The sequence below is a fragment of the Peribacillus faecalis genome (assembly GCF_014712675.1).
Taxonomy (GTDB): Bacteria; Bacillota; Bacilli; order Bacillales; family DSM-1321; genus Bacillus_AD; species Bacillus_AD faecalis.
In genome coordinates this window covers 104,043-125,964 of sequence record NZ_JACXSI010000045.1, presented here as the reverse complement: position 1 = coordinate 125,964, position 21,922 = coordinate 104,043, and the positions used below count along the sequence as shown (strand labels likewise).

General features: G+C 40.9%; 28 protein-coding genes and 1 pseudogene. 23 read left to right on the top strand and 6 right to left on the bottom strand.

Annotated elements, in window-relative coordinates; all coding sequences use genetic code 11:
* Positions 1–472: 472 nt before the first annotated feature.
* From IEO70_RS16140 to IEO70_RS16115, 6 genes are all read left to right on the top strand, one after another.
* On the top strand, positions 473–1,327 hold the full coding sequence (locus IEO70_RS16140; RefSeq protein ID WP_190999400.1) for a DegV family protein: 855 nt from the start codon (positions 473–475) through the stop codon (positions 1,325–1,327).
* A gap of 5 nt (positions 1,328–1,332) precedes the next feature.
* On the top strand, positions 1,333–3,216 hold the full coding sequence (locus IEO70_RS16135; protein ID WP_190999399.1) for an ABC-F family ATP-binding cassette domain-containing protein: 1,884 nt from the start codon (positions 1,333–1,335) through the stop codon (positions 3,214–3,216).
* A 17-nt stretch (positions 3,217–3,233) separates the two neighbouring features.
* The gene (locus IEO70_RS16130) at positions 3,234–3,659 is read left to right on the top strand and encodes a BrxA/BrxB family bacilliredoxin (protein WP_190999414.1); all 426 of its coding nucleotides are present in this window, start codon (positions 3,234–3,236) and stop codon (positions 3,657–3,659) included.
* A 12-nt stretch (positions 3,660–3,671) separates the two neighbouring features.
* Positions 3,672–4,442: a class I SAM-dependent methyltransferase gene (locus IEO70_RS16125; protein ID WP_190999398.1), complete on the top strand. Its 771-nt coding sequence runs from the start codon at positions 3,672–3,674 to the stop codon at positions 4,440–4,442.
* A 684-nt stretch (positions 4,443–5,126) separates the two neighbouring features.
* Positions 5,127–5,765: a YpjP family protein gene (locus IEO70_RS16120; RefSeq protein ID WP_190999397.1), complete on the top strand. Its 639-nt coding sequence runs from the start codon at positions 5,127–5,129 to the stop codon at positions 5,763–5,765.
* Positions 5,766–5,784: 19 nt separating this feature from the next.
* Positions 5,785–5,958: a hypothetical protein gene (locus IEO70_RS16115; RefSeq protein ID WP_190999396.1), complete on the top strand. Its 174-nt coding sequence runs from the start codon at positions 5,785–5,787 to the stop codon at positions 5,956–5,958.
* 59 nt (positions 5,959–6,017) lie between these two features.
* Here IEO70_RS16115 and IEO70_RS16110 read toward each other — a convergent pair whose 3' ends face one another.
* Positions 6,018–6,278: a hypothetical protein gene (locus tag IEO70_RS16110; RefSeq protein WP_190999395.1), complete on the bottom strand. Its 261-nt coding sequence runs from the start codon at positions 6,276–6,278 to the stop codon at positions 6,018–6,020.
* Between the two features lie 59 nt (positions 6,279–6,337).
* Positions 6,338–6,703: a GIY-YIG nuclease family protein gene (locus tag IEO70_RS16105; RefSeq protein ID WP_190999394.1), complete on the bottom strand. Its 366-nt coding sequence runs from the start codon at positions 6,701–6,703 to the stop codon at positions 6,338–6,340.
* 66 nt (positions 6,704–6,769) lie between these two features.
* Here IEO70_RS16105 and IEO70_RS16100 point away from each other — a divergent pair, with 66 nt between their 5' ends.
* Positions 6,770–7,714: a thymidylate synthase gene (locus IEO70_RS16100; protein WP_190999393.1), complete on the top strand. Its 945-nt coding sequence runs from the start codon at positions 6,770–6,772 to the stop codon at positions 7,712–7,714.
* A 15-nt stretch (positions 7,715–7,729) separates the two neighbouring features.
* A complete protein-coding gene (locus IEO70_RS16095) occupies positions 7,730–8,218 on the top strand; it encodes a dihydrofolate reductase (protein ID WP_190999392.1) in 489 nt (162 codons plus the stop codon).
* Positions 8,219–8,295: 77 nt separating this feature from the next.
* Here IEO70_RS16095 and IEO70_RS16090 read toward each other — a convergent pair whose 3' ends face one another.
* Positions 8,296–8,991, bottom strand: a complete 696-nt coding sequence (locus IEO70_RS16090) for a DUF3169 family protein (RefSeq protein WP_190999391.1) — start codon at positions 8,989–8,991, stop codon at positions 8,296–8,298.
* On the bottom strand, positions 8,988–9,191 hold the full coding sequence (locus IEO70_RS16085) for a helix-turn-helix transcriptional regulator (RefSeq protein WP_190999390.1): 204 nt from the start codon (positions 9,189–9,191) through the stop codon (positions 8,988–8,990). The genes IEO70_RS16090 and IEO70_RS16085 overlap by 4 nt, the downstream gene beginning before the upstream one ends.
* Before the next feature lie 182 nt (positions 9,192–9,373).
* Between IEO70_RS16085 and IEO70_RS16080 the strand changes: the two genes are divergently transcribed.
* A complete protein-coding gene (locus IEO70_RS16080) occupies positions 9,374–10,120 on the top strand; it encodes a lysophospholipid acyltransferase family protein (protein ID WP_190999389.1) in 747 nt (248 codons plus the stop codon).
* 81 nt (positions 10,121–10,201) lie between these two features.
* Here IEO70_RS16080 and IEO70_RS16075 read toward each other — a convergent pair whose 3' ends face one another.
* Positions 10,202–10,423: a hypothetical protein gene (locus tag IEO70_RS16075; protein ID WP_190999388.1), complete on the bottom strand. Its 222-nt coding sequence runs from the start codon at positions 10,421–10,423 to the stop codon at positions 10,202–10,204.
* Positions 10,424–10,621: 198 nt separating this feature from the next.
* Here IEO70_RS16075 and ilvA point away from each other — a divergent pair, with 198 nt between their 5' ends.
* The 6 genes from ilvA (at position 10,622) to IEO70_RS16045 (ending at position 15,384) form a co-directional block, all read left to right on the top strand.
* The gene (gene ilvA, locus IEO70_RS16070) at positions 10,622–11,890 is read left to right on the top strand and encodes a threonine ammonia-lyase IlvA (RefSeq protein ID WP_190999387.1); all 1,269 of its coding nucleotides are present in this window, start codon (positions 10,622–10,624) and stop codon (positions 11,888–11,890) included.
* A gap of 108 nt (positions 11,891–11,998) precedes the next feature.
* Positions 11,999–12,181 carry a twin-arginine translocase TatA/TatE family subunit gene (tatA, locus tag IEO70_RS16065; protein ID WP_328820950.1) on the top strand — a complete coding sequence of 61 codons (183 nt, stop codon included), beginning with the start codon at positions 11,999–12,001 and terminating at the stop codon, positions 12,179–12,181.
* 145 nt (positions 12,182–12,326) lie between these two features.
* Entirely contained in the window at positions 12,327–13,082 is a 756-nt protein-coding gene (gene tatC / locus IEO70_RS16060) for a twin-arginine translocase subunit TatC (protein ID WP_190999385.1), read from the top strand.
* Between the two features lie 87 nt (positions 13,083–13,169).
* Positions 13,170–13,775, top strand: a complete 606-nt coding sequence (locus IEO70_RS16055; protein WP_328820949.1) for an SCO family protein — start codon at positions 13,170–13,172, stop codon at positions 13,773–13,775.
* An 88-nt stretch (positions 13,776–13,863) separates the two neighbouring features.
* The gene (locus IEO70_RS16050; RefSeq protein ID WP_190999383.1) at positions 13,864–14,760 is read left to right on the top strand and encodes a GDSL-type esterase/lipase family protein; all 897 of its coding nucleotides are present in this window, start codon (positions 13,864–13,866) and stop codon (positions 14,758–14,760) included.
* 36 nt (positions 14,761–14,796) lie between these two features.
* Positions 14,797–15,384 (top strand): YpmS family protein, encoded by a 588-nt coding sequence (locus IEO70_RS16045; protein WP_190999382.1) that lies wholly within the window; start codon positions 14,797–14,799, stop codon positions 15,382–15,384.
* Between the two features lie 51 nt (positions 15,385–15,435).
* Here IEO70_RS16045 and IEO70_RS16040 read toward each other — a convergent pair whose 3' ends face one another.
* The gene (locus tag IEO70_RS16040; RefSeq protein WP_190999381.1) at positions 15,436–16,191 is read right to left on the bottom strand and encodes a DUF4397 domain-containing protein; all 756 of its coding nucleotides are present in this window, start codon (positions 16,189–16,191) and stop codon (positions 15,436–15,438) included.
* 164 nt (positions 16,192–16,355) lie between these two features.
* On the opposite strand from IEO70_RS16040, the gene msrA reads away from it, so the two are divergent.
* From msrA to IEO70_RS16000, 8 genes and pseudogenes are all read left to right on the top strand, one after another.
* The gene (gene msrA, locus IEO70_RS16035) at positions 16,356–16,892 is read left to right on the top strand and encodes a peptide-methionine (S)-S-oxide reductase MsrA (protein ID WP_190999380.1); all 537 of its coding nucleotides are present in this window, start codon (positions 16,356–16,358) and stop codon (positions 16,890–16,892) included.
* A complete protein-coding gene (gene msrB, locus IEO70_RS16030) occupies positions 16,889–17,317 on the top strand; it encodes a peptide-methionine (R)-S-oxide reductase MsrB (RefSeq protein ID WP_190999379.1) in 429 nt (142 codons plus the stop codon). The genes msrA and msrB overlap by 4 nt, the downstream gene beginning before the upstream one ends.
* A gap of 81 nt (positions 17,318–17,398) precedes the next feature.
* The gene (locus IEO70_RS16025; RefSeq protein ID WP_235973627.1) at positions 17,399–17,908 is read left to right on the top strand and encodes a PTS sugar transporter subunit IIA; all 510 of its coding nucleotides are present in this window, start codon (positions 17,399–17,401) and stop codon (positions 17,906–17,908) included.
* Positions 17,909–18,217: 309 nt separating this feature from the next.
* Positions 18,218–18,325: pseudogene (locus tag IEO70_RS20235) on the top strand (YjcZ family sporulation protein); the annotation flags it as partial.
* A gap of 110 nt (positions 18,326–18,435) precedes the next feature.
* Positions 18,436–19,041: a Type 1 glutamine amidotransferase-like domain-containing protein gene (locus IEO70_RS16015; RefSeq protein ID WP_190999377.1), complete on the top strand. Its 606-nt coding sequence runs from the start codon at positions 18,436–18,438 to the stop codon at positions 19,039–19,041.
* A 186-nt stretch (positions 19,042–19,227) separates the two neighbouring features.
* The gene (locus tag IEO70_RS16010; protein WP_407949520.1) at positions 19,228–20,583 is read left to right on the top strand and encodes an aspartate aminotransferase family protein; all 1,356 of its coding nucleotides are present in this window, start codon (positions 19,228–19,230) and stop codon (positions 20,581–20,583) included.
* Positions 20,580–21,290 carry a 3-oxoacid CoA-transferase subunit A gene (locus IEO70_RS16005; protein WP_190999375.1) on the top strand — a complete coding sequence of 237 codons (711 nt, stop codon included), beginning with the start codon at positions 20,580–20,582 and terminating at the stop codon, positions 21,288–21,290. The genes IEO70_RS16010 and IEO70_RS16005 overlap by 4 nt, the downstream gene beginning before the upstream one ends.
* Positions 21,257–21,922, top strand: coding sequence for a 3-oxoacid CoA-transferase subunit B (locus IEO70_RS16000; protein WP_190999374.1), 666 nt, complete (start codon positions 21,257–21,259; stop codon positions 21,920–21,922). Before IEO70_RS16005 ends, IEO70_RS16000 begins: the two co-directional genes overlap by 34 nt.

Here is a 21,922-nt window from a genome sequence, read left to right as displayed (position 1 = left end):
TTTTGTTCATTTTTTCGGTGCCTGTCACCACCCGCAATTTGTCGATTGACGTAAATTTTTGAACTTGGATAGCTGTCTAACCATATACCTGCCATGCTCGGAGGCCTACAGGAAGTAGGTCATATCGGCGTTGTCACACGACGTGACGGTTTTAGCCGATGTTCATTACTTGCTGCCTCACCCAAGAAACCATAACCGGTTTTCTTAGTCTTAATACTGCCGCATAGCTCCTTTTCATTGAAGTGAAATCAATGGAATGGAATCAAGAATGAAAAGGATCGGTAACGGTTTTTCTTTTTCAACGAATATTAATTGTGATAAAAAAAGATTTATAATACAATTCAAATACATAAACGTGGCGTGCAGTAATAATGTAGTATTAATAAAGGAAAATGGTGTGCAGTTACCTGCTAGCTTTGCCTGACATTCGGCCGCATCAAAGAAATTATTTTCGAACGGAGTGAAATAATTTATGCGAGAGAAAGTAGCGTGGGTAACAGATAGCACAGGTGTTTTAGATGTAGAATTACAGCAAAATGAACATATCTATATTGTGCCAATCCAACTCCATATGGAAGGAAAAAGTTACTCGGATGGCGTCGATATTACCAATGAAGAAATGTTTCAGGCAATGAGCGAACGCGGCGCTGTTGTCACGACGTCTCAGCCGTCAGTCGGACAGTTTAAGCAACTGTATGAGAAGCTTGAGAGCGAGGGCTATGAGCGTATTTATGCCTTCTTAGTTTCTGAGCAATTGAGTGGAACCGTTTCATCGAGCAAGCAGGCGTCGCAATTAGTCAAAATCCCTGTACATACTTTTGATACAATGTTGTTGTCTTATCCGTTGACATATATAATGAAAAAGGCAATGACTTTATATGAAAGCGGCCGCAACCATGATGAAATACTGGAGCAGGCAGCTATCTATCGGGACAGCAACGAGGCATACGTGCTGATTGGCAGTCTCGAACAGCTTCATAAGAGCGGGAGATTAAGCTCCGTTAAATACTATATAGGCAGTTTTTTGAAAATCAAACCAATTATCGCGGTCGTAAAGGGGAAGCTGGAAATCCCCGATATTGCAAGGAATGATCTGCATGCTGAAAAAGTCATTTTTGCAAAATTAAAGGTCGCGGTTGAGAACTATAATATTTCTGATTGCATGATTTTATATGGCCGATTCAGGACGCAGGCCGATAAGTGGATTGAAAAGATTGAACAGCTCTACCCGGATTTGCGCTTGCATGTGTATCCGTTAGGGACGGCAATCGGCGTTCATGTCGGCGGCAATACATTAGGAATCAGTTGGTTTAAGGAGAAGATATAATTACAATGAAAATACTTACAGCAGAAAATGTGACTAAGGAAATGGCAGAAAAAACGCTTTGGCGCCAAATTTCTTTTTCCATTACAGAGGGAGATCGAATCGGAATCATCGGTGTAAACGGCTGTGGAAAATCAACATTGATGAAGCTGATTGCCGGCCTTGAAGATTGTGATCAAGGAACAATTGACCATCCGAAAGATTACAGTATTTCATACTTGGCGCAAGATCCGGAATATGATGAGAATGTGACGGTTATGGATTACTTGTTTGCCAGTGAAACGCCGTTATTTTCTTTAATACGAGAATATGAACACGCTCTGAAGCAGCTACAGGAGCAGCCTGAAAATGCCGCATTCCAAGATAAAGTGCTGAAACTTCAGCAAAGAATGGATGAAGAAAACGGCTGGGACCGCAATGCTGAAGCGAAAGTGATTTTGAATAAACTGAACTTGCCGGACACAAATGCAGTGCTTGGCCAGCTTTCCGGGGGACAGAAAAAGCGTGCTGCCTTGGCAAAAGCTCTTATTGAACAATCGGATTTGCTGATTTTGGATGAGCCGACCAACCATTTGGACGCAAGCAGTATAAAGTGGCTTGAGGAATATATTAATAAATACCCGTATGCAGTACTTTTCGTAACCCATGACCGTTACTTCCTGGACAACATATCAACAAAAATTTGGGAGCTCGACCAAGGTTCCTTATATGAGTACCAAGGAAATTATGAGAATTTCATCGAAGGAAAATCGATTCGAGAAGAAAATGAAGTAACAACAATGGCGAAGAAGCAAAGTTTGTTCAAGAACGAATTAGCTTGGATGCGTAAAGGCGCTAAAGCCCGCACAACTAAGCAAAAGGCGCGTATTCAGCGTTTCGAGCAGCTTGAGGGCGAAGTAGGCAAAAATAATAATAAAGAAAATGTTGAGATGGATTTAGCTGGTTCCCGTCTTGGAAGAAAAGTAATCGAGTGTAAAGAAATCTCTAAATTCTACGGAGATAAAGTCATTCTTCGTGATTTTTCAAGATTGTTTAAGCGCGGTGACCGCATCGGCATCGTCGGCAATAACGGAACAGGGAAGTCTACATTGCTTCGTATTTTGGCTGCGAGAGAAAACGTTGACAGCGGCGAGCTTGATCGGGGAACGACTGTAAAGATCGGTTTCTATACGCAGGAAAATGAAGATATGAATGAAAAGCTGCGCATGATTGAATACATCCGTGAAGAAGCTGAAGCAATTCAATTAAAAGACGGAAGTTACATTTCCGCATCTCAAATGCTTGAGAAATTTTTGTTCCCGATGCATACGCATGGTACACCGATATACAAGCTGTCGGGCGGAGAAAGACGACGTCTGTATTTGCTTCGTATTTTAATGTCCTCGCCGAATGTGTTGTTGCTGGATGAGCCGACAAACGATTTGGATACGCAAACGTTGACGGTACTTGAAGATTTCTTGGAAAGCTTCTCCGGCGTTGTTGTTACTGTATCACATGACCGTTATTTCCTTGATAAAGTCGCGACAGAGCTTCTTAACTTTAAAGGAAACGGTGTCATTGAATCGTATTACGGTTCTTACAGTGACTTCTTAGAGGTACAGGAGCAGGAGAGTACGCCAAAAATGGTTGTCGGAAAAGCAGCGGCACCGGTTCAGGAAAAGGAAAAGAAACGTCGTCTGTCGTATAATGAGAAGCGTGAATGGGAAACAATCGAATCAGACATCGAAAAAGCGGAAGAACGCTTAAAGCAAATTGATGAAGAGCTTGAGAAAATCGGCAGTGATTTTACAAAAGGCCAGGCGCTTATGGAAGAGCAAACAGCTATGAACGAAAAGTTGGAGCACTTAATGGAGCGCTGGGAATATCTTTCTGAAATAGTGGCCGAACAATAAAAATTGGAGTGAAAAAAATTATGAACGCATATGAAGAATACATGAGACAAGTGGCTATGCCAATGAGACAAGAATTAACGAATGCCGGTTTCGCTGAATTGACTACTGGCGAAGAAGTAGAAAACTATATGGAAAACGCAGAAGGTTACACATTCGTTGTCATCAATTCTGTATGCGGTTGTGCGGCTGGCCTAGCTCGTCCGGCGGCGACTTCTGCTGCTGCAAAAGCGGATGTGAAAGCTGTAACGGTTTTTGCAGGACAAGATAAAGAAGCGACTGCGACAATGAGAAGCTATTTGCAAGACTTTGCGCCTTCTTCACCATCAATGGCATTATTTAAAGGGAAAGAGTGCATCCACTTCATCCCTCGTGAAGAAATTGAAGATCACACAGTCGAAGAAATCGTTGCTAACATTGAGCAAGGATTCTCTAAAATGGCATAAGCGCCTGATTACATGATTGTTACAACAGCAGGAAGAACAAATCAGGAGTATATAGAACTAGCGAAACAAACCGCTACTGATTTAGGCATCCCGTATGTGAAGCGGAACAAGCAATCAATCGCTAAAATGTTTGGGCTCGATGACAATGTTGTCGTTGTCGGTAAGACAGGGATTGAATTGCACAAAAGAGGAGCTACTGAGCCTTACTTTTTCCACCCGAATGTCGCAATGATCCGCGCCAAGCGGCTTCTGAAAGAGGAGCATGATCCTCTAATAGAAATAAGCGGCCTTCAGGAAGGGGACAGTTTCCTTGATTGCACTTTAGGCTATGGTTCGGACAGCATTATCGCAAGCCTTGTAGTTGGAGAAAGTGGCAAGGTGATGGGCGTTGAGAGCAGTACAATCCTTGCTTACATCGTGAAGGAAGGTTTGCGAAGCTGGGAAAGTCAAAATTCGTTGATTGACGCTGCGATGCGACGAGTCGATGTTATAAACGGCAATCATTACGAAGTCTTAAAGCGCATGCCGGACAAAAGCATTGATGTTGTCTATTTCGACCCGATGTTCGAAGAGAGCATTACGGAATCGAATGCATTGCAAGCAATGGCTCAACATACTAATCACGAAACAATTTTAATGGGAACTATTGAAGAAGCGAAACGAGTTGCGCGCAAAAAAATTGTGCTAAAGGACCATTTTCGCAGTGAACGTTTTCAGCTTTTAGGTTTCGAGCAGCAAATACGCAAAACAGCAAAATTTCATTTCGGCGTCATCAACGTCTAATCAATAAGAAACTCTATCCTCCAAAAGCGGATAGAGTTTTTTATGTATAATTAATCATTTACGCATAAATTAATGAAATAGCCAATCATGACGATACTTACTAACATCACGGACAAATCTTCAAAGCTCATTTCACTCCTCCTTTCTTTTTAAAGCGAACTGGTAACGGTTTTTCTAACTTCTTAAGATAGTAGAAATTTTAAACGATGGTAGCTGTCTAACTTTATACCTGCCATGAGGCCTACAGGATGTAGGTCACATCGGCGAAGACATGCGTCGTGGCGCTCACCGATGTTCCTTTCTTAGTCCTTGTCTAGCTTCAGCGGCCAGCCCCTCGAGGTCATAAGCCAAATCACTCTGGAAATTTGTCAATTTCCTGCATGATTCATCTTATGCTGGTCGGGGGCTCTCAGGACGAGAGTCACAGCGACGTTGCTACAGGACGTAGCGTCCTTAGTCGCTGTTCCTTACTTGCAGGCCGCTTCCGCATTTCGGTTCCCGCATGGCTCCTTTTTCATTGATGTGAATTCATGAGGCGAATTCAAAAATGAAAAAGGACCGGTAACAGTTTTTCTATATTGTATCCAAATGTTTAGAAAAATATGAAACCTCTGGTGAATTCTTTCGTAATTAATAGATAAGGTGTATAGTAATACTAATAGATATGTGAGAGGGTTTGGATATATGAAAATGCCTTTATGGATGAAGAAAAGTGTCGTCGTTCTTTTATCGATTATGACATTAGGGTTAGTTTCGCCAAACGATTTTCATTGGTTTGATGAAGCAAATGCAGCTAAACCCGATGGCGAAAATGCTCATGAAAATGCGGCTGCCGCAGCAGATGTGATATCGGCACCGACCGTTTATATACAATCAGAATATGAAACAGAAGAAATAGATGAGCGGACACGGCTCTTAGAAATTTTATCTGAAAAAGCAGAGCAAAACAGCTACATAAAATTCGGCGATCGAATTGGTCCGCGCATAGAAGATGAGTTTAATAGCATCATTCTTCCGAAAATCGAGGAAGCGATCGCAGCCTATATTAGCGAATGTCCAGACGCAGAGATTCCCTATATTTCTATTACTGAAAATCCGTCAAACGGCCTAGGAGAAAAAATCTTTAATATATATAACAACAACACGAACAAAAATTTGATCTTATTCCACGTACGCCGTGAAAATGTGCCTCAGGAAGGCCATTGGTTCAACTTTCATTACCATACAGCAGCTGATCAATTTGTTGCCCACCATTCATTAGGCAGCATTTACTGGGATAAAAATACACCGCCTCATTGGGGAACGAAGGCTTCTGTGATTTAGTTTAGCCAGGAGGGATGGCATGAAATATCAAATGACATACAGAATCGCTGCCGCTCTTTTATGTTTAGCCGGTCCTGTTCTGTATAATGCCTTTCAAATGTCTCCATATGTCTACTTAATTTCACTGGTCGGCGTAATAGCGTTGCTTTTCATAGATCGTGGAAGCAATAAAAATTCCGGAAAAAAGAGATGAGCCTATTTAAGGTACGGCATTGTTATTATGAAAAAGGACTGAAATCATTTGTGGTGATTTCAGTCCTTTTTCAGTTTGTTTTCCGAATCAGTGTTTTCACCTTCCAAGAAGCACAACAAAGTGAAGACGGCAGTTGTAGCAACGAGAAAGCAAAAGGATATCATAAAAGCATGATTCCATTGATATGTTTGCGCATACAAAATAAAAAATAAAAAACAAGATAAAAGTAAGAGATCTAAGTAAATGAAAATACGGGTATTCATAACGAGCTGCACATCCTGCAACTCCTGCAAATAGTACGTGTATTTGTTTGGTTTCATTTGCACTCACCTATATTCATTCTAATAATAGTGTATGTGCAATTTACAAGAAGGTGCTTTTATTTTATGAAAACCAAATGTCCGCGGCAACGGCAGTCAGAAGCGCCAAATTTATTGATTGGAATGGTTCCTTTTTCAGCAAAAGAAGCGGCGAGAGCACATTCGCCGTTACCCTCCGGAAATGATTGTACCGCTGTTACTTCGCAATATGGGCGAAAATAATCGAGATGCCATCTTTTCGGCTTCTCGATTTTTGCATGCCGTTCCACTCTTGAGACAATGTTTTTCTTGGCGCTGCCGATATAGACGTAATCCCCTTTTTCAAAGGTGAAAGTCCCTAATGCACCGATTGTGATTGTTTCGGTTTTAGGTAATGTAAGGAAAATTGCATACAAGGTATCATTTTCGTTCACATTCCATTTCATCGTTGTCTTCCTCCTAACTCAAGGTTACAATATAACAATAACATTTATTATAGAGGTGTCATTTCATTGAAACAATATTTAGATTTATGCGAGCACGTTTTGCAAAATGGCCTATATAAAGAAGATCGAACAGGCACGGGGACGATATCAACTTTTGGTTATCAAATGCGTTTTGATCTGCAAAAAGGCTTCCCTTTATTAACGACAAAAAGAACATTGTTCCGCTTAATTGCCAGCGAACTGCTTTGGTTCATTAAAGGTGATACAAATATTAAATACTTGCTGCAGCACAACAATAATATTTGGAACGAATGGGCGTTTAAAAAATGGGTTGAAAGTGATGAATATCAAGGTCCCGACATGACGGACTTCGGGCTGCGCTCTTTGAAAGATGAAGCATTTGCCGCTCAATACAATGAGCAAATGGCTGTATTCAAAGAGAAAGTGCTGAATGACGATGAATTTGCTAAAAAATACGGCGATTTAGGAAATGTGTACGGCAAACAATGGCGTGCTTGGAAAACATCAAAAGGCGAGACAATCGATCAACTGAAAGATGTTATCGAAGCAATTAAAACAAATCCGGATTCAAGAAGACTGATTGTTTCAGGCTGGAACCCAGAAGACGTGCCGAGCATGGCGTTGCCTCCATGTCATACGCTGTTCCAATTTTATGTGCAGGAAGGCAAGCTATCTTGTCAGTTGTACCAAAGAAGCGCAGACGTATTTCTTGGCGTGCCGTTCAATATTGCCAGCTATGCGCTGTTGACACATTTAATTGCGCATGAGTGCGGGTTAGAAGTGGGTGAATTCATTCATACATTCGGCGATGCGCATATTTACAGCAACCATGTAGAGCAAGTGAAGCTGCAACTGAGCCGTGAACCGAAGGCATTGCCGGAGCTGAAGCTAAATCCGGATAAGAAATCTGTTTTTGATTTTGAGATGGAAGACATCACAATCGAAGGCTACGATCCACATCCATTAATTAAAGCACCGATTGCCGTTTAAGACAGGGGGATAACTATGATCGTTTCAATTATCGTCGCTATGGACGTAAACCGTGTGATAGGGAAGGACAACAAGCTGCCTTGGCGCTTGCCGGCTGAGCTGCAATATGTGAAAAAAACAACGATGGGACACCCGATTATTTTAGGGCGGAAAAATTACGAATCAATCGGAAGACCACTTCCCGGCAGAAGAAATATTATTTTGACAAGAGATCCTGCCTTCCAAGCTGAAGGCTGCGAAATCGCGCATTCAGTGGAAGAAGTGTATGAGCTTTGCAAAGGCGAAGAGGAAATCTTCATCTTCGGCGGCGAACAAATCTACAAGCTATTCTTGCCGGTTGTCGATAAGCTGTACATGACGGTCATCCATCATGAATTTGAAGGAGACACATTCTTCCCGGAAATTGATTTTAATGAATGGAATGAAGTGTCTGTCGAGCAGGGTATTACTGATGACAAAAACCCTTATGAGTATTATTATCATGTTTATGAACGGAAAGCATAAGCATTATATCGAGTAAAATAAAGCCCGGATTATCTTTGTTTAACGAGGATGGTTCGGGCTTTTTGCGGTTTACGGGTTTACGCTTTTTGGCGGATCGTCACCATATAAATGACATTTGATAACAGCAATAGGGAACAAAGAAGCAGGATGGAAAACATTTGCGACTCTTTCGCGATTAAGGAATAAGCTACTGCCAAACAGATGGCCAAAAATATTCCTGTATTCAAAAAGTTGAAAGCTTTATATAAGCCGCCTAACATCACCTGTTCTTCTCCATCATCCATAATATCCAGCAGCTTCTTTTCATAGTTTTTATCAGAAATTTTAGGGATGTTTCTTTTTGGATTCAATTTAATAAACAAAGAATGAGAGAACTTTTGGAAAATGATTGCGCTGATGAAACAAATAAAGTTAGCAATTAGCAGTACGAGATTTTCCACCTTAATGAGAACTATACTTAGGTTAATGATCGAGATGATTAGCGAAGCAGAGTAAGTTAATGAAAGATCGCAATACTTTTTGTTAAGAAGCGCATCTTTTTCATCCTCTTCTTCCCCCTGTGCATTTTTGGATTCAATAGATTTAAACTGAAAGACTAATACGAAACTATATAAAATAAGAATGATGAATAGACCAAGCAGGAAGTAACTAATTGTAGTGATATGGTCACTGAAAAACTTGAATACATCTACTTTTGAAATAGAGGCAGCACTTGCAAAACCGATGACAGCACCAATTAAAGCAAAAATTAAAATTTTCAAAAACGCCTTCATTTTATTTCCTCCTCAATTATAAATACATCTTCAACCTTTTTATTAAAAATGCGTGCTATTTTTACCGCGATTAGGATCGATGGCATGTACTCTCCCCGTTCTATCAAACTGATTGTTTGTCTGGAAACCCCGGCTAATTTAGCGAGTTCTGTTTGATTATAGCCGTCTCTAGCTCGCAACTCTTTTAAACGATTACGCATTTTTAAATCACCTCCGTGTGTTCATTATATGTATTTATTTCCAAAATGACAATGATAATTGTCAAAAATAAAATGATAATGGTCAAAATGATTAGGTTACCTGTCAGGGAACACCCTAGTTTTCCATAACAAAGTTCGTTATAATTGAGTTTGTGAATTACTTCAGGAGGTAAGCTAGCATTATGCGAACAATTGCATTTTATTTATATTTCTTCGGCTATTTACTATTCAGCATTCCTTTTCTAAATAAAGCGAAGAAATATAGCAATGAACAAGAAACGGTAGAAGAGCAAGATGTGAAGAAAAATAATCTTCCGAAGAAATGGGCGAAAACACTTGTGAAAATATCAGGCACAGAAGTGATTATAAAAGGGGAAGAAAATATTCCGGCCGGCTCTGTGCTACTCGTGGCAAATCATGAAGGGAACTTTGATATTCCGGTACTGCTTGGACATATTAAGAAGCCGTTCGGTTTTATATCTAAAATAGAAGTGAAAAAAATTCCGGTTGTATGGAAATGGATGGACGTAATGAACTGTGTTTTCATGGACCGTAAAGATCGCCGCCAATCAATTAAAGCAATTCGTGAAGGCATTTCCATTATGAAGGAAGGTCATTCTATCGTAGTTTTTCCGGAAGGAACTCGCAGCAAGGGCGGCCCTGTTGGTGAATTTAAGGCGGGCAGTCTCCGCTTAGCGACAGATGCCAAATCACCAATTGTGCCGATTGCTATCGATGGGACATCTAAAATCATGGAAAAAAACAAAGGATGGCTTAAACCGGGTAAAGTAACGATTTCTATTTTACCTGCCATCACACATGAACAATACGAGCAAATGGAATCAAAAGAACTTACTCAATATGTTCAAAATATCATTACAGAAGAAAAACAAAAACTGACAGAAGACAACAACCAACTGTCAGCATAATAATGAAGAATGGCTGCACTGATTAGTGCAGCCTTTTTCGACATATATCGAACGAAATCGGGTGGTGCCTGTCACCGCTCTTCATCGGTACTCCTGTAACACCCTCATCATTTCTTGATATTCGTTTAAGTCGCAAAATTGTTCGGCGTGGAAGTTTTGTCGGATCCAGGTGATCAGTTCTTGCGGGGTGTTAAAGTATTCGCCGCTTGTGTCGCTTTTGCGGATGGTGTAGCGGCCGTTATCGTCGTCGAGTGTTACTTCGACGGGCATTGCGCAATCGTGGGTACATAAAGAAAATTCCAATCGCTCACACTCCTTTTCTTTTTTCGTATTATAGTATGGGACAGGTAATTTTATTCAATTAAAACGAAGAATAAGATACCTTTTGTTCTATTTTATTTAGAATATACAAAATTGTTAGAAAAATCAGTTGATTTATTATAAGGTAGTGTTATAATTTACGAATTATAAGATTTTACGTTGAAGGAAGAGGGGAAACAGATGAGCTCGACAGCCAATGCCAAGAAGAAATTACAGGTAGAAGATATTTTAATTGCCAATCAGCAACTGAAGGATGTTGTTGTTCATACACCGTTGCAAAAAAATAAGGTGCTTTCAGAGAAATATGAGTGCAATGTGTATTTAAAACGGGAGGACCTGCAGCATGTACGCTCATTTAAGCTAAGAGGCGCTTATTATAAGATGAAGAATTTAACACAAGATGAAATGAAGAATGGCATTGTTTGTGCGAGTGCGGGCAATCATGCTCAAGGGGTAGCGTATGCTTGTGCACAAATGGGAATAGAAGGCAAGATTTTTATGCCGGCAACAACACCAAGACAAAAAATTAATCAAGTGAAGATGTTTGGTCAGAATAAGATCAGTGTTCATTTAGTAGGGGATACATTTGATGATTCTTATGCAAAAGCAGTTGAATGCGCAGAAACAGAAAATCGTGCATTTATCCATCCGTTCAACGATCAGCACGTAATGGCCGGACAAGGGACTGTTGCTGTTGAAGTATTGAATGATTGCGAGGAACAAGTTGACTTTGTATTTGCATCCATTGGCGGCGGTGGATTGATGGCTGGACTGTCTGCATATTTTCATAGTGTTTCGCCGGAAACAAGCTGTATCGGAGTTGAGCCTGAAGGGGCGCAAAGCATGAAAGCTGCGTTTCAGGAAAATAAAGTTGTGCCGCTCGATATGATTAATCCTTTTGTCGATGGAGCGGCTGTTAAATGTGTCGGAGAGCAAACGTTTGAAGTATGCCGTGAACATGTTCGGGATATAGTGGCAGTGCCCGAAGGTAAAGTTTGTACAACGATTGTGCAATTATATAACGAGCATGCGATTGTTGTGGAGCCTGCCGGCGCATTGCCTGTAGCGGCACTTGATATGTATCGAGACCAAATTAAAGGAAAGACAGTTGTGTGCGTCATTAGCGGCGGCAATAATGATATCGACCGTATGCAGGAAATTAAAGAACGTTCCTTATTGTACGAAGGTTTTTTACATTATTTTATCGTCAACTTTCCGCAAAGAGCCGGTGCTTTAAGAGAGTTTCTTGATTATGTGCTTGGACCAAACGATGACATTACCCGTTTTGAATATACGAAAAACAATAATAAAGAATCCGGTCCGGCATTGGTCGGCATCGAGTTGAAAAGACCTGAAGAGTATAATGACATGATCGAGCGCATGAAAAAAATCGGTTTTAAATTTATAGAAGTCAATAAAAACCAAGACTTATTCAATCTATTAATTTAGCATATATTAAAAAAATGTGAACTCCTTTAATTGTTTTCCATTTATGTGCAAATAAGTATATAATATACTTAGAATGATAAATCTACATAATTAAAGGGGATGTTTCTTGTGTTGCAAAATATCGGGATACCCGGTTTAATATTAATCTTGATTTTAGCACTTATTATATTCGGACCTAAGAAATTACCTGAAATCGGACGTGCTTTCGGCCAGACGCTCCGTGAATTCAAAAAGTCTGCCCGTGATCTCACAAGCGATGTAGATGAAGAACCGAAAAAGAAAATCAATTAACTTTATATTCTGTGAAAAGGTGTGAGATGTGGCCATCTTGCGCCTTTTTATGCATCATCATCTAGGAATTGCTGACGATTAGCCTTTCAATCTATTCGAGTTTAGATTGGCAGAGCTATATGAAAAAGAAGGGCATGAGAGGATTATGAATGATAAAGAATTGAATATGGTCGATCATCTGGATGAGCTGAGAAAGCGACTCATCATTTCAGCAATTGCGTTCATTGCATTTTTTATAGCGGCTTTTCTATTTGTAGAGAAGATATACCAATGGCTTGTTCGTGATTTGGATATGAAATTAATCATACTTGGACCAACCGATATTTTATGGGTGTATTTTATCATTGCGGGAGTGATGGCAATCTCGGCATCGATTCCGGTGATTGCTTTCCAAGTGTGGCAGTTTGTAAAGCCAGGTTTATTGCCGCATGAGCGTAAAACGACGCTTCGGTACATTCCGGCATTGTTCCTGTTGTTTATACTTGGTATATGCTTCGGCTATTTCATCATCTTTCCGACTGTGCTCAATTTTTTAATCGGGCTGGGCGGAGACATGTTTATGACAAGCTTTACTGCCGAAAAATATTTCCGCTTTTTGATGAATATGACACTTCCATTCGCATTTTTGTTTGAATTGCCGGCGATTACAATGTTTTTAACTTCAATCGGCATCCTGAATCCCTATGCTTTGGCGAAGGTCCGTAAATATGCATATTTCATTTTGATTGTCATTGCTGTTTTGTTATCACCGCCGGATTTTATTTCAGATGTTTTAGTGGCTATTCCGTTGCTGTTGCTTTATGAAATTAGCATTACGCTTTCCAAATTCGTTTATAAACGCCGTCAGAAAAGGCTTGAAGACAGCCGGGAAGGCGAATATGAAACGGAAGAATGGGCGTAGAAAACATCGGCATTGCTGCTGGTGTTTTTCTTTTGGATACATATTCTTAATGATTGCAGCACAATAATTTAGGCAAAGAAAAGGGAGATGGGGATAATGAGGTCGCTTAAAAGAATGGGTGTTTACATAGGTATTGCAGTGTTTGCATTATTACTAGCAAGCTGCGGTAATAACAAGGGGATTCCTGACAGCACATCTTGGGAGGTAGGTGATTTTAAATTCAAAAATCAAGACGGCGAAATGGTTTCTTTAGATGACTTGAAGGGGAAAGTTTGGGTTTCGAACTTAATTTTTACGAATTGCGTGGATGTTTGTTTGCCGATGACATCCAATATGGCCAAGTTGCAAAAGGAACTGAAGGCGCAAGGTATTGAAGATGTCGAGCTTATTTCTTTTAGCGTCGATCCGACTGTAGATACACCGGAAGTGCTGAAACAGTATGGAGGGAATTATGGCGCAGATTACAGCAATTGGAGTTTCTTAACAGGCTATTCACAGGAAACGATTGAACAGCTGGCGAGGGAAACCTTCCATACATCTGCCATCAAACCGGAAGACAACAATCAAGTGATTCATGGAACTAGCTTTTATCTTGTTTCGCCAGACGGTGTTGTTGTTAAGTCATATGACGGGGTCAAGGATTTTCCGATGGATGAGTTGATCAAACATATTAAAATTTTGCAAAGCTATTGAAAATTAAGGGGGAAATAATACAGCTTTTTTGCATAAAATAAGTATGATGTTTTATGATAAAGTTAGTTAGAAAGGAGTGTGTAGAGCATTGAAGAAGGCGATAATTTTGGCTATTATTTGCTGCTTCTTGTCTGCATGCTCTTTTTATCGTGTCGATAGTGTGACGCCATCTGAGAAGAAAGCGGATGGGCAAGAAGAGCAGGCAGAGACGTCAAAAGGTAAAGTTGAGGAAGAAAAACCGATTACAGGCAAGGAGACGTTTGAACCTGGCGAGAATGAGCAGCAACAGTTGTACGTTGAGGACGAGTCCGCAGCGGATCTTCGTGTTACGATGCTCGGAGACTCTTTAACGGAAGGGATAGGCGATGAGACGGATAACGGCGGATATAGATATTTTCTTTCAGAGAAGCTGATGGAAGAACCTAGTATCAATCAAGTATTTTTTGAGGAATACGGAAAAAAAGGATTAACCTCAGCAGGCTTGAAGAAACGGCTGAAGGAAGCGGAAATCGTTGAAAGTATTCAAAAAACTGATGTTGTCGTGGTCACAATTGGTGGCAATGACGTCATGAACGTTGTGAAAAAGAATTTTTTGAATCTGAAAGTCGGCGATTTTTATCAAGCGATGGATAAATATGATTCAAATGTCCAAGCCATTATTAAAGACATCCGAACGTATAATGAAGAGGCTGATATTTATTTGGTAGGGATATATAATCCGTTTCAGCTGCTTCTTAGCGATATTCAGGAGTTCGATATATTAATGGATGAATGGAATCGCCGCAGTAATCGAATTGTTGAACAATATGATGCTGCTTACTTTGTCGAGATATGGGAAATTTTCGAAGAACATGATGAAAACCTTATTTTTGAAGGCGATTATTTTCACCCGAATACGAAGGGCTATGAACGCATGGGGGAAGTGATTTATCAATCTGTAAAGGATAATACGATTTCTCGTGAACAGCACCTTGAGACAGAGTAGCAGTATATGGTTACACGGGACAAAGGAGGGGTCGTGTTGGAAAAAAAAGAACGAAATATATGGAAAATACTTTTCTTTACACTGTCCGGTATTGTATTAGCAGTAATAGTTGCGCTATTTGTGTTGATTGGCATACCGTCAGAAGTGCCGCTTCCGGAGAATTCGGCGACTGAAGATGAATATCCGGCACTTGAAGTTACGAGCAGTAAGGATAGTTTGAATGAAATTATTGCGCAAATGATTCAAAAACAGAAAACGACTCAGTCGTTGGATTTCAGTATGGTGTTAACAGATTCTGTCGAGTTATACTCGGTCATTCCGGTGTTTAATCGGGAAATACAGCTGAAAATGACCTTTCAGCCTGAAACGCTTGAAAACGGCGATATTATCTTAAAGCAGGAAACGATGCAGTTAGGGCTAATGCGTTTACCGGTTTCATATGTCTTGAATTTCATCAGCAATCAGGCAAGTCTTCCTGAATGGATGATTATAGATCCGGGCAATAAGCAAATATATATTGCACTTTCGGAAATAGAAATGCCGAATAATTTGAAACTAGAAGCGAATCGAATGAATTTGGCTGAAGATGATATTTCATTTTATGTCGTGTTCAAGAATGAATAAAGAGAAAGGGCTGATGATGCCCCTCCTCTTTTTCAAAAGGCAGGAAGGCACTCATGGTACTAAAATAAGTGCTTCTAAACTAGGCTCATCGCCTGCTAAGCCAATGGCGTAAACAGTATAGGCGGTGTTTGGCAGGAGATTGACGTTCGGCAATGAAAGTGCAACATCACTTGTGCCGGCTTTTTTTACTTCAAGGTCAACATTTGCGGGATAAACGCTTAAGTAATCGGTACCTTTGCGAAATGAGACATTCGTAAATAAATTGTTTCCACCTTTCACTCCGACGTCGACAGGTCCGGCATTTGGCGATAAATGAATAAAGCGTACATTTGTTAATCCGCTCGGAACGTTAAATTTATCTTCATACGTTTGCAAATACAATTTATTGCCCGATCCGGCAGCTGCCACCGTATAGGATTTTCCGCTCTCGACGTTCACTTTTCGGCTAAGCAAGCTGGAAACATGGTTTCCTGTAGGGTATACATCAACTTGGTATTTCCCTTCAGGTACAGACAAATAATCAGTCACTTTTTTGTAAGGGAAATCTTTTAGCACACGCGTTCCATTCAAAAGTACGTCTACGTTAGGTCCGTCCGGTATAGCGTGGAGAATGCGGATTTTTGCCGGCTGCACGCCTTCGCTGCGCGCCATTGCCGCTCTTTCAGCCAGCATGCCTTTTTGAAGATTGTTTAAATGTTTTTTATAGTAATGCATATGCAACGGGGGATTATGGTATTTATAATAATCGGCCAGCATTCCGTATTTGGATGCTTTTTGGAAATAGGCGTCAGTACGATCTGATGTCATGATGATACTCCTTTCCTAAACGCTTTTTTACGTAATAAATGTATGCAGCATAACTTGGGTGTGTGTCTAACTGTAAGCCTTCTTTTTGAAACGCATCCGGAAAACAGGTAAGATGGTATTCACAGAAGGAAAATACATACAATATTGAAAAGGAGTGTGTATAGATGGGCGGAAAGATTGAGAAGGCAACTTTTGCCGGCGGGTGCTTTTGGTGCATGGTGAAACCGTTCGACCGCTATGACGGTGTATTGTCTGTTGTGTCAGGCTACACGGGAGGATCAAAGGAAAATCCGACATATAAGGAAGTTTGCTCGGAGCAAACAGGCCACTATGAGGCTGTGCAAATCACATTTGATCCGAATGTAATCAGTTACGGGCAACTATTGGATATTTTCTGGAGGCAAATTGATCCGACAGATGCGGGCGGACAGTTTTATGACCGCGGGCAGTCTTACCAAACGGCGATTTTTTATCATAACGAAGAACAGAAACAATTAGCTGAAAAATCGAAGGAACAATTGAATGCGAGCGGCAGATTTTCAAAAGAGATTGTTACGCCGATTTTGCCAGCTTCGGTATTTTATGATGCCGAGGACTACCATCAGCATTACTATCAAAAAAATCCTCAGCATTATAATGCATATCATGTCGGTTCAGGCAGAGCCGGATTTATTAAACAACATTGGGGGAATGAGGAATGAAGGAAGAATTGAAGAAAAGATTGACAAAAATTCAATATGAAGTGACGCAAAACAATGCGACAGAACCACCGTTCCAAAATGAGTTTTACAATCATACGGAGCCGGGGATTTATGTGGATATCGTTTCCGGGGAACCATTGTTTTCTTCATTAGATAAATACGATGCCGGCTGTGGTTGGCCAAGCTTCACGAAACCGATCGTATCAGCAGAAATCGTCGAGAAGTTCGATGACAGTTACGGGATGAGACGGACTGAGGTAAGAAGCAAGACAGCTGATTCGCATTTAGGCCATGTCTTTCCAGATGGACCCGGACCGAAGGGATTACGCTATTGCATCAATTCGGCAGCCTTGCGATTTATTCCGCTTGAATCGCTGAAAAAAGAGGGTTACGGAGTTTATGTGAAAATGTTTACAAATTTGTGAATTTTATGATAGAATGTAAAGCTGAAATAGACATAAAAAACAATGTTGTATTAGTTTTACATCCAGAAAGGCGGAAGTTTCATGTTTTTAAAGAAACTGTTTAGTAATAAAGAACAAACTGTAATGAATGAGATTTTAGTTGCTCCTGCAACAGGTAAGCTAGTAGTGTTAGAAGAAGTTCCGGATCCTGTTTTCAGTCAGAAAATGATGGGGGACGGTTTAGCTTTTAACCCGATTGAAGGGGAGATTGTGGCACCGGTTGATGCTAAAGTTATTCAAGTTTTCCCGACTAAGCATGCTATCGGATTGAAAACTGAAAATAATATTGAAATCTTAATTCATATTGGATTAGAAACAGTTTCAATGAAAGGTGAAGGCTTCGAAGTGTTCGTAAAAGAAGGCGACCGAGTGAAAAAAGGGCAAAAACTTGTTACTTTCGACCTTGATTTAATTCGCGAAAAAGCGAAAAGCACAATTACTCCAATTGTAATCACTAACTTTGGTGATGTTGTCGAAAAATTGGAAAAAACAACGGCTGAAGCATTGATTAAAGGGGAAACAAGCTTCATGACAGTTGTTCCTAAAAACTAAACGTACATAGAAGACCTGATTGTGTTATACAGTCAGGTCTTTTTGTTTCTTAAGACAGCATAAATTTGAAGTGAAATCCAAAATAAAAAAGTACCGGTAACGGTTTTTCTAAGCAGTTTTCACAAAAATAGGCGAATACACATGCAGACACAAGCCCTGCTTCATAAAGTATGAGTGTACCGTTAGTAATAAGAAATTTTTGAGGAGTGAAAATATATGCAATATGGATATGATGGTTGTGGCGGATTTGGTTATGGCGGCGGTTGCGGCTATGGAGCAGGCTATGGCGGTGGCTATGGCGGCGGTTATGGTTGGGGCGGCGGAAGCTTTGCGTTAATCGTTGTATTGTTTATTCTATTGATAATCATCGGCGCATCATTCTGCGGCGGTTATGGCGGCGGCGGCGGTTGTTGCTAATGAGTGAGTAACCTGTGTAAAGCCTGAGATGGCTTTACACTTTTTTTATGCAAGTGGATATTGTTTCCAGGTATAATGAGTGTAGAGTTCTTTGTATAGGGGGATTATTAATGGAACGTCATCTGCTCGCGATCTCCGGCAGCGGTTTTTCAGAAGAAGAGAACGCATATATCGACCAATTTTTATTGAAGTTATGTCAAAAAACATCACCAATCAAAATTTGCTTTATTGCAACGGCAAGCGATGATGCTCCGGAATATATTGAAAAGTTTTATAAGCAATTCCAATCTGAAGAGTCAAGCCATTTATCAATAGAAGATTTGCATATGGATAACATACAGGAAATTGTCAATTCTTTCGATGTTGTTTATATTGGTGGAGGCAATACTTATCGCATGATGCAAATTTGGAAGCAAGCAGGGTTTGATCATGTAATCCGTAATGCATATGAATGTGGAGTTATTATATGTGGAGTAAGCGCCGGCGCAATATGCTGGTTTGAGGATTGCTATAGCAAGAAAGGCGACTCTTTCACAGAGTTTAGGGGATTAGCAGTTTTAAAGGGAAGCTTTTGTCCTCATTATGATAGTGAGTCACGCCGCGAAGCTTTTGATCAATGGGAAACAGAGCGAAATATTAAGCCGGTTTATAAGCTTAACGATAATGAGAGCATCCACTTTATTAATGAGGAGCCGGTTGCGAAAATAACTACATAATGTTAACAGAGGCCTTCTAACCTTAGGAGGTCTTATTATTTGCTTGTTCCCCGACATCTGCTAATCAAAGATTCTCTTTATTTTAGCAAGAATGCCTCAATCGCCTCATATAATGAAATAAGCCTGATTAGTTCCGTTATTATTTTTAAAAATCGGCCGAGCAAAGTCTGTGAGGGAGGAATGGATGTGATGGCTTCTTCGCTAATTAAACCGCTGCTTCATCATACATATTCAATGATTGATTACGGTAAGGGTGTTTTTCTTTATGATGAAGACGGCAAGGATTTTTTGGATGCCTCCTCTGGTGCAATTACTGCTAATATCGGTCATGGAGTTGAAGAAATAAAAGAAGCGATTGTCAAGCAGCTTGAGAAGGTTGCCTTTGTTTATCGTTCGCAATTCACGAATGAGCCGGCAGAGCAGTTAGCGCTAAAAATCGATGAATTGACAAGCCGGGGCTTGAAGTACAGTTTTTTCGTCAACAGCGGTTCCGAAGCAACAGAAACGGCATTAAAGATTGCGCTGCAGTATTGGCAGGAAAAAGGGCAACCGAAAAAAACACAAATCATTTCCAGATGGATGAGCTATCATGGCATCACGCTAGGCGCATTATCTATGTCCGGCCACACTGTAAGAAGAGACCGTTTTGTATCTTTGTTGGAAAGTTACCCTTCTATTTCTCCGCCTTATTGCTATCGTTGCCCCTTTAATCAATCTTACCCTAGCTGTAATTTGCTTTGTGCGACGGAGCTTCAGTCGATGATCAGAAAAATCGGCAAAGATAACGTTGCAGCTTTTATTTGCGAACCGGTCATCGGTGCTGCAGGTGGTGCTATTCCGGCTCCGGATGGCTATTTGCAGAAGTTAAAGCAAATATGCGAGCAGAATAATGTGTTATTCATTAGCGATGAAGTGATGACGGGAGTCGGCCGGACCGGAACGATGCTTGCTTGCGAGCAGTGGGATATTGTGCCTGATATCGTTGCGCTTGGAAAAGGTATGAGCGGCGGCTATACACCGATTGCGGCAGCACTCGTGAGCGAGAAGGTGATGGAGCCGATTTTAAATGGATCCGGCAGTGTAATGAGCGGTCACACATTCAGCGCTAATCCGCTGTCTTGCGCAGCTTCCTTAGCGGTTATTTCTTATATTGAAAAAAATAATATTATGCAGCAAGTGAAACAGAAAGGGGTACTGCTGCAAACGGAACTGAAAAAGCTACAGACGAAGTATGCTTTTATTGGTGATGTGCGTGGAAAAGGCTTACTGCTCGGGCTTGAATTCGTTCAATGCGCACACACAAAGCAGCCAATGGAACGGGAACTTAATTTTGGCAATGCAATCGTTGAAATTGCCCATCAGCATGGCTTATTGCTTTATCCGGCTCAAGCTGGCATTGATGGAGTGATTGGCGATGCAGTATTAGTGGCTCCGCCGCTAACAATAACATTTTCGGAAATACACGAACTGATCAAGCGACTTGATTTGACGCTTGCTGCTTGCAGCGAATATATACAAAGCGCGCAAGGAGGGACTAAATGAAAAATTCGTTCGGGAAAATAGTGGATATCAATGAGTTGGCGCAATATTTTCATAATGGCATGTCGATTATGTTCGGCGGCTTTGGCGGAATTGGAACTCCCCCTTCACTCATTAATTTCATTCTCCAATTGAACATCGGGGATTTGACGTTAATTGGAAACGACACCGGATTCCCTGATATCGGCATCGGCAGGCTTGTGACGGCGAAGAGGGCTACAAAATTAGTTGTTTCCCACATCGGCTCCAATCCGAATGCTGGTAAGCAAATGACTGACGGGGAAATCGACATTGAGTTTTCTCCGCAAGGCATTTTAATGGAGCGCATTCGCGCAGGAGGATCCGGTATTAAAGGTTTTTTATCGGATATTGGTGTCGACCATGAAGCGGTCCGTTTATCCAAGCAAGCAGTTATGGTGGATGGAGAACATTTTTTGTTGGAGACGGCTTTGACTGCGGACATCTCTGTCGTATATGCCCAATATGCTGATGAATTCGGAAATTTAATTTATGACAAAAGCGCCAGAAACACAAATCCTATTGTGGCGACAGCAGGAGACATAACGATTGTGGAAGCGGAAAATATTGTACCGCTCGGGGAGCTCCATCCGGAGGAGATTATTACACCGGGGGTGTTTGTTGATTATATCGTCCAATCAGAGGGAGTGAATTGGAAATGGGTGTGGGAGCAGACATTAGACAAAAAATAGCGAGACGAGCGGCTGGTGAAGTGCAACAGGGCATGATTGTGAACCTTGGTATCGGCATCCCGTCTCTCGTTCCTGATTTTATAAAAAACAAGGAAACGATTTTTTTTCAAGCAGAAAATGGCATACTCGGTCTTTCAGATAAGCCGGAGCCGGGAAAAGAGGATGAAAATTTGTGCAACGCAGGCGGCCTTCCTGTCACATTGCGAACAGGGGGCTGTTACTTTGACAGCGCCTCAGCTTTTGCGATGATCCGAAAAGGGAAAATTGATTTGACGATATTGGGGGCTCTTCAAGTCAGTCCGAATGGCGATTTAGCTAATTGGATTGTGCCCGGCAGAAAAGTTCCCGGGATGGGCGGAGCGATGGAACTGGCCGCTAAGGCAAAACGCGTCATTGTGACGATGAATCATTGTGATAAAAATGGACATTCGAAAATTGTGAAGCAATGCGACCTCCCGCTGACGGCAAAAAAGTGTGTCAGCATGATCATTACGGAAATGGCGGTATTTGCTGTTGAGGATGGCAAACTGATTTTAATAGAGTATTTTAGTCCATTTACAATAGAAGATGTAAGGAATGCAACCGATGCTGGTTTTGCGGTTAGTGAAAATGTGTCTGTCATTGGAGGATGA